General features: G+C 62.9%; 3 protein-coding genes. All 3 read right to left on the minus strand.

Annotated features, from left to right (window positions below; translation table 11 throughout):
* Window positions 1-179: 179 nt before the first annotated feature.
* From QWB57_RS06735 to QWB57_RS06745, 3 genes are read right to left on the minus strand one after another with little or no spacing between them, the layout of a single operon-like run.
* Window positions 180-668, minus strand: coding sequence for an asparaginase domain-containing protein (locus QWB57_RS06735; protein WP_223626304.1), 489 nt, complete (start codon window positions 666-668; stop codon window positions 180-182).
* A 29-nt stretch (window positions 669-697) separates the two neighbouring features.
* The gene (locus QWB57_RS06740; protein ID WP_288968887.1) at window positions 698-2,281 is read right to left on the minus strand and encodes a tetratricopeptide repeat-containing sulfotransferase family protein; all 1,584 of its coding nucleotides are present in this window, start codon (window positions 2,279-2,281) and stop codon (window positions 698-700) included.
* Entirely contained in the window at window positions 2,278-2,613 is a 336-nt protein-coding gene (locus QWB57_RS06745; RefSeq protein ID WP_288968888.1) for a DUF2069 domain-containing protein, read from the minus strand. The genes QWB57_RS06740 and QWB57_RS06745 overlap by 4 nt, the downstream gene beginning before the upstream one ends.

The raw sequence follows: 2,613 nt of genomic DNA on the forward strand, positions 1-2,613 counted from the left end.
ACGCATACGCGGCATTCAGTGGTGTGGTGCTGTCCACCAGCACCAACTAATCAACTCTCAGTAGTGACGTGTTGATCTTCAACCCCGGCTTCGGCCGGGGTTCTTTTTTGGGCGTATGCCGCGTGCAGTCACTGAATGATCCCGCCAGTTGGCGGGATCATGTGTTGCGGCAGCGGTGCTTAGCCCAATGCTTCGAAACGGTTGGCGTCCACATTCTTGCGCACGTTCAGTGGATCCCAGATGCGCCCGTTCATGGCGATATACACGCCACGGGGAAGTGATTGCACGGCGCCAATCGCGCAGCCGATGTTGAACTCGGCATCTGACCCGCGAAAGCGCGCCGGGCTGAGTGCACCGGTCATCACGATGGTCTTGTCGGGAATGCTTTGCAGCACTTTGCCGGTGGCCACCATCGAATCGGTACCGTGGGTCACCAACACATGCCGGGTGGGTTGCGCGGCAATCGTGGCGCGGATCAGTTCGCGGTCGGCATCGGTGATGTGCAGCGAATCCTTGCGCAGGATCGGAATGACGCTGAAGCGGAAGGTGACCCCCAGCTCGCGCAGGATCATGCCGATTTGCGGGTCACCAATCTGGTAGTCCGACTTGTCGTCGAAATAGATCTTGTCGATGGTACCGCCGGTGGTGACGATCAGTAGGTTGTCCATAGGCTCATTTTCCGACAAAACAGCTGCGCTTACAGCATTGGCGAAGTCATCTCCAGCAGTGTCAATAACGGATTGAGCAATGCGCCATAGGCCAGCGCACGGGCCGCAGTGGCGCGCAGGGGCTGCCGCACTTGCGCGGCGCTGGCCGTGCGGACGCTGCGCGGGCTTTGATGGAAGGCAAGGCAAACGGGGTCGAATGCCAGCCCGCAATGCGCCAACAGTGCGCGGATCTGCGGTTCCGGCGTATCCAGCAGGGCTTCGTAATGATGCAAATGGATGCGTGCCGGGTCGCGTTCGCGAAAGCGCTCCATCGCACGCTGGCAGCGTTGCATGTAGGTTGCGATATCGGCCAGGGTGTTGGCGAAATGTGGCTGGCTGTAGAACTGTTGCTTGAAGCACGACCACGCGGTTTCCAGCGGGTCGCGGCGTGTCTCGATCACCGTGGCACCGGGGAGCATGGCACGCAGGATGCCGGCGTGCTTCCAGTTGTCCGGTTGCTTGTCGGTCATGCGCGGGCGGTGTTTGCGCCAGCGTGCAGTGCGCTGCAGGTAGGCCTGGCCAAGGCGCTGCCAATCCTGCGCACTGGCTTGCGGCACCCATTGTGGGTACGGCATGCCGCGCCGCTGTGATTCTTGTTGCAGCACGATGCCTAAATCCGGCAGTTCACTGGCCCCTTCCACATCAGGGTGTGCAGCGAGGATTTGCTCGAACAAGGTCGAGCCCGAGCGGGGTAGCCCGACGATGAAAATGACCTCCTCGCCCAAGCGCGGATCCACCGGTGCGGGCAGCTGTTGGCTGACGGCCAAGGCCTGCTCCACAAAGTGCGTGAAGGCGCCTGCGCTCCACGGTGTCAGCCGATGTTGCAGCGCGTTCGCCGCAGAAAATGCGGCCAGTGCGGCGCTGTGCTGGCCACGGTCTTCTTCCAATTTACCCAGCGCATGCCCCATCGCAACCTTGTCGGTATCGGCACTCTCACGCCGCTGCAATTGCGTGCGCAGGGCGCTGGCATCGGTCTCGGTCAGTGCCACGGTCTTGATGTTGGACAGCCCCCGCCACGCATCGCCACAGGCCGGATGCAAAGCCAGCGCGGCACGATAGTGCTGTGCCGCCTCGTCAAAGCGGCCAGCATGCACCAATGCATCGCCCAGCAAAATCCTGGGCGGCAGGGCTTGCGGGGCCAGTGCAACGCCTTGGCTGAGGGCGGCAATCGCGGCGTTTGTATCGCCCAGTTGCTGATGATTGCGGCCCAGGTTGAACCACGCCATTGCGTGTTTGGGATCCAGGGTAGTGGCGTGTTGCCAACTGGCCAGGGCGGCATCGATATCGCCCAATGCTGCCTGCGCGCTACCCAGGTCGCTATGCAATTGGGCATCGTCGGGGCGGATATGGAGTGCCTGCTGCAGGCTGGCTTGGGCCAGCGCCGGGCGACGCGTCTGCAATTGCACGATGGCCAGATAGCGCAGCGGCTCGGGATGGTTTGCCGCCTGTTGGCAGGCTTGCAGCAGCAGGGATTCGGCACGGCGCGGGTCGCCATCACGCAAGGCACGTGCACCGGCATGCACCTTGGCGATGATGGCCTGTGGCAGGCCTGCCATGCGCGGGTCGATAGTCACGGCGCAGCCTGCTTGGCGCGACGGGCACGGTAGCCAGGCAGACAGGCGGCATGGATCACCAGCAGCGCCAGCAAGGTTTCAGCCGCGGCCCAGCCACGGCTGGCGGGGTCGGCCCATAGCAACATCACGCCGTGACTGAACCACAACAGTGCAAACACTGCGGCGATAAAGGCAATGCGCGGCCACTGGCGCAGGGCCCCCAGTGCAAGCAAGACCGGTGGTGTGGCAAATGCCAGTAGCCCCGCCAGCGGTTGCGCATGTTGCAGTGACCACACGACGTACATCGCCGCCAACGCCAGTAGTGCGGTGGCCAGATAGCGTGCGCTGGTCAT

Origin of the sequence: uncultured Thermomonas sp. (assembly GCF_937872235.1) — a bacterium.
GTDB lineage: Bacteria > Pseudomonadota > Gammaproteobacteria > Xanthomonadales > Xanthomonadaceae > Thermomonas > Thermomonas beijingensis.